This window comes from Paenibacillus xylanivorans, from assembly GCF_001280595.1.
Lineage (GTDB): Bacteria > Bacillota > Bacilli > Paenibacillales > Paenibacillaceae > Paenibacillus > Paenibacillus xylanivorans.
Map to the genome: position 1 here is coordinate 1 of NZ_LITU01000055.1, position 5,468 is coordinate 5,468.

Annotated in this window: 3 protein-coding genes; all 3 read left to right on the plus strand. The window is 45.3% G+C overall.

Going from position 1 to position 5,468, the window contains the following annotated elements:
• The first annotated feature begins 575 nt into the window (after positions 1–575).
• Positions 576–1,694, plus strand: coding sequence for an ABC transporter ATP-binding protein (locus AMS66_RS12155; RefSeq protein ID WP_053781055.1), 1,119 nt, complete (start codon positions 576–578; stop codon positions 1,692–1,694).
• Positions 1,691–4,648, plus strand: coding sequence for an extracellular solute-binding protein (locus AMS66_RS12160; protein ID WP_053781056.1), 2,958 nt, complete (start codon positions 1,691–1,693; stop codon positions 4,646–4,648). Before AMS66_RS12155 ends, AMS66_RS12160 begins: the two co-directional genes overlap by 4 nt.
• A 62-nt stretch (positions 4,649–4,710) precedes the next feature.
• On the plus strand, positions 4,711–5,468 hold a 758-nt coding region (locus AMS66_RS12165), incomplete at its 3' end, for a carbohydrate ABC transporter permease (RefSeq protein WP_236703366.1).

Here is a 5,468-nt window from a genome sequence, read left to right on the forward strand (position 1 = left end):
GCTTGACAAACATTAGCTGGTTTTTGTTTTACCACTGCCAGCTTCAGAACGTTATTCCAAAAAGCTTTCTCTTTGTCTTGAATCGAAACGTTGAGCGTTAGGCCATGTTCAATTTCCTCTGACTTGGGAGGGAGCAGAGTTCATGACACCATGGGCAATCGTATGCAAAAAAGAACAGCTCGCTTCCAAGCTTGCCCCGTACTTCGAAAGGTCATGTTTGATTTCGTGTGCAAAGCTGTGGGTGAAAAGTTAGCTGCTTTTGATGAAGCGAGCGAATGTTATTTATGAAATCAGATAGTCAGAACACCGGAATTTTGAGCCGCGGCCATGAGAGAGAGCCATGGAAGAATTACCAAATTAAATATTTTGAAGACGATCTTAATCTTTTAACTAAGCCCGTGTATGGAACCACCTATCAGTGGTTATATACGGGCTTTTGTTATCTTTATTTATTGATTTGAAATACAGATTAATAATGAACTACAAAGATTAATTTCATCTCATTTTTTACTGGAAATGTTTGCGATACCATTGAGAATACAAACGGAAGTTGAGTAAGGGAGAGGTGAGAATAGGTGGGAGGCATTACTTTTGATCATGTATTTAAACGGTATAAAGGCGAATCCCGCCCTGCCGTCAACGACTTTCATTTAACGATTGATGAAGGAGAATTCCTCGTCCTGGTAGGACCATCTGGATGCGGAAAGTCAACAACGCTGCGTATGCTGGCTGGGTTAGAGGAAATCAGCAGCGGAGAGTTATACCTGGATGGGAAATTCATTAATTATGTTTCGCCAAAGGATCGGGACATAGCCATGGTCTTTCAGAATTATGCCCTCTATCCCAATCTGTCTGTGCTCGAGAATATTGCACTTGGTCTGAAATTGCGCAAGACCGCGAAACATGAGATTGATACCCGTGTTAAACGGGTAGCCTCGATACTGGAAATTTCGCATCTGTTGGACCGCAAACCAAGTCAATTGTCTGGAGGACAAAAGCAGCGGGTGGCCCTTGGTAGAGCTATTGCAAGAGAGCCACAAGTATTCTTGATGGATGAACCTCTTTCCAATCTGGACGCCAAGCTTAGAGCACAGACACGTGCAGAGTTGATCAAGTTGCAGCAGGAACTAAGAAGGACAACCGTTTATGTTACGCATGATCAGGTGGAAGCAATGACGATGGGATCACGTATTGTTGTGATGAAAGATGGAGTTATTCAACAAGTCGCCCCCCCAAGAAAACTCTATGATGAACCCGCGAATGTTTTCGTAGCAGGCTTCATTGGTTCTCCGCAAATGAATTTCATTAAGGGCACGATTGAAGTGAGTGAGGGGTGCTATTACTTCTCCAACAAACGGATGAGACTGCTTCTTCCAGAAAACTGTGTTTCTCGATTAGAACGGAAATCTGGAGCGGTTAGAAACGTCATTCTGGGCGTGAGGCCAGAACACATTTCACTTCGCCGTGGGCGTATCGATGACCCTTCATTCCTACCAGGCATTGTACAGATGACTGAAGAGACTGGTGCCGATTCTTATGTCTACATCCAGCTTGGACATATCAGGTTGATCGTCAGAACAGAACCAGTCTCACGATATGAAACGGATGAGATCGTGTCGGTTGGACTTCAAATGAACAAGATACATTTTTTTGACGAGACTACGGAACTTGTATTTGGGAGAGATGAAGTATGAAGAAGCGTCAATTCCCCCGCTATCTTCGCATTCCAATACAAATACTGATCGTTGCTGTCTTGGTTGTTGCAGTTATTCGGTGGATAACATCCGAGGAACAAGTTGTTTACTCTAGTAGTGTCACAGCTGATCAGCTGCTTCGATTCCAGCCAGCAGGCGATAAAATGCCTTATGCCATCTTAATGCAGGGAGTAAGCGAACAAGAACGTTCTGGAGACAACGGGAATGAAATACGGATCAATCCTAGTCAATATGACACAGCAGCACCGATAACCAAGCTCAGTCAATCGAAGGAAGACGGAAAAACGGTGCTCAACTGGCATAACGAAGCAGGGTCAGTAGATTGGACGTTTCAGGTAGCGAAAGCCGGCTGGTATGAACTTCATTTGGATTACAAGCCCTTAGCGGGCAGTAACAGTTCCGTAATTCGGGGAGTAATGATTGATGGCAGTTACCCCTTCGAAGAGTCGGAACATGTTGAGTTGGAACGGATGTGGAAGGACGCTAAGTATCCGTATGACCGCAACGAACTAGGCATGCAGGTAAGACCACAACAGACGGAACTGAACGAATGGACAAGCAAAGCGGTATCAGATTATTCGGTTTCCTCCCGTCCGTTGTTGTTTCGGCTGGAGCGAGGGGAACACACGCTAAGACTAGTGGGCGAACGGGGTGGAGTTGCTTTGCAACAACTGTCATTCCAAAGTCAGGAGCATGTCAAACCGTATAAGGAATATAAGGGGGCATATCCTTCAGCATCGGATGCTTCCGACTGGTACATGGTGAGGGAAGCAGAGCAATTTGAACGCAAATCACATCTATCGATTCAGACTGATCATTGGGCAGAGCCCTACATATCACCGGATCCCAAGGGACGGATCACCTATAATGTGCTTGGTGGAAACCACTGGAACTTACCAGGTGAATGGGTGGAATGGGATATTGAAGTGCCAACAAACGGTTGGTACGAGATTGATCTCAAGAACTTCCAGAACTATCGTCCAGGATTTAAAGCTTATCGTACCATCTCCATTGACGGTAAGGTTCCTTTCAAGGAGATGCTGAACTATGCAATTGATTATCATAAGGAATTTGAAATTACGACCCTATCTAATATTTCCGGGGAACCCTTCAAATTCTATCTTGAACAAGGAAAGCACTCTATACGCATGACCGCGGATTCATCAAGTATGCAGCCGATATTGATTGCCCTTAAAGATACTTTGTTACAGATCGCCTCTTTTGACCGTGAGATGAGGTTGATTACCGGGAACTACAGCAAGAGCGCGTCCGATTCCAATATTGACTCAACCCGGACATGGGAGATGAAAAAGTACGATCCGGAAGTTGAGAACAAGCTTCAAGCCATTACAGACCGGTTGAATATGATTCGCCTCTATACGAATTCGGTCAATGAGAGGGATTCAGATCTATCACAGGCCATTAAAGCTTCGGTCACCATTCTGGAGGATATGCTGGGCGATGTGAACGAAATTCCTAGCAAAATCAAAGAATTCTCCACGATACAAGCCAATATTGGGACATGGATGTCGACTCTGACCAAGCAACCGTTGCTTCTCGATTATCTAGTTGTGCGGACACCGGATGCTAAGACAGGCCTCAAAGAGCCTACTGCACTCTCGCGGATACCTTATTCCTTAGCGGACTTCTCACGTTCCTTCTATGTGGATTATGATCTCGGAGGGCCAGAAGAAGAAGGTGCGTTGACGATCTGGGTCGGACGAGGGCGGGATTATGTTGATTTATTGCGCGAACTGGTTAGCCAGGATTTCACGCCAAAGACAGGGATTGAAGTCAATATCAATCTTATGCCAAATCCCAACATGCTAATCCTTGGCAATGCAGCAGGAGAAGTTCCTGATATTGCACTAGGAGTCGGAGAATCGACACCGGCAGATTATGCCATGCGGAATGCTGTCGAGGATTTATCACAGTATCCGGGTTTTGATGACGTGATGAATCAGTTCATACCGGGTGTTACCAGAGCTCTGATATATGATGGTGGAACTTATGGACTGCCAGAAGTACAGAATTTTCAATTGTTGTTCTACCGCTCGGACATACTTGAAAGACTGGATTTAGAAGTGCCAGATACCTGGGACGATGTGTTTGATATCCTACCCACTCTGCAAGAGAATGGGATGACCATGAACGTGCCAAAAGGTGACTATTCCACATTGTTTCTGGAACATGGTACCGACCCTTACACAAAAGACGGTCTGAAATCTAATATATTCAGCGACACTGGACAACAAGCATTTAAATTATGGACCGAGATGTTTACCAAATACAATTTGCCCATTGATATCCCGGCTTTCTTTCAGCACTTTCGGGATGGGGATATTCCGATTGGGATATCTGATTTTAACACCTATGTCCAGTTACAAGTAGCTGCTCCGGAAATTACAGGACATTGGAAGGTCGCTCCGTTACCTGGAATTAAGCAGGAAAATGGTGAGGTTGTCCGCTGGTCTCCTCAAGGCTTAACTGGCGCCATGATCATGAAAAAAAGCGAGCAGAAAGACAAAGCCTGGGAATTTCTGAAGTGGTGGACTTCAGGAGAAGTGCAATCTCGGTATGCTGCGGATATGGAATCATTTTATGGTATCGAATACCGCTGGAATACAGCCAACGTAAACGCGATGGAATCGCTAAACTGGCCTTCTGATGATTTGAAAGTTATTCGGGAACAAGCCAGTTGGGCATTGAACATGCCGAATGTACCGGGATACTATTTCTTGGGCAGGGAGATGGATTTTGCATGGAACCGAACAGTATTTGACGGCATACCAGCGGATGAATCATTGGAAGAAGCGCATTTGTCCCTGCAACGGGAGATGGACCGCAGACAGCGGAACTTCGGTATCATGGGCAGAAGTTTAAATATTCCACAGATTACAGAGCCCTACGTATGGGAGGACACAGAATCGTGAAAACAGAGGTTTTTCCCGTGTTACACCCAGCTAAGCGACCTTCACCTTTGGTGTCAAAGTGGATGCGTTTTCTGAGAGAGCTTAGAAAAGATGCTTTCTGTTATCTTTTTCTGGCACCGTTTCTGATCTGCTTTCTCGTATTTATCGTCATTCCCGTCGTGATGGCGGCCACACTCAGTTTTACATCTTATGATGGGTTTGGAAGTCTGAATTTTATCGGTTTTGACAATTTTATCGCATTATTTACGCAAGATATTATTTTCTTGACCAAAGCACTTCCGAATACATTTCTGTTTGCATTAATTGTTGGGCCGGGTGGCTATATTCTATCGTTCTTCTTCGCCTGGCTGATACATCAATTGCCTCTGCGGGTCAGGGATTACTATACATTAGTGTTCTATGCACCCTCTATGGCCGGTGGGGTAGCATTGTCGGTCGTTTGGATCGCAGCGTTCAGCGGCGACAGGGTCGGGTATCTTAATAATTTTTTACTGCAAATGGGCTGGATTGACTCTCAAATCACTTGGCTGCAAGATCCTAAGTATTTGCTTCCTATTATGATTATGGTCTCCTTATGGATGAGTTTCAGCGTAGGCTTTCTGGCGATGCTTGCCGGATTGCAGACGGTCAATCGCGAGCTGTATGAAGCTGGCCGCATCGATGGCCTCTCCAATCGGCTCCAGGAAGTATTCTATATCACCATTCCATCGATGAAGCCACAGATGTTGTTTAGTGCCGTCATGACCATCGTGTCTACACTAAAGGCAGGTAGTATTTCGACCCAGCTTACGGGTATGGCGGTGACTCCGCAGTATGCGGG

Bases quoted from the DNA above. Each gene is read 5' to 3' on its own strand.
- AMS66_RS12160 (WP_053781056.1), top strand. From the start codon at position 1,691: ATGAAGAAGCGTCAATTCCCCCGCTATCTTCGCATTCCAATACAAATA.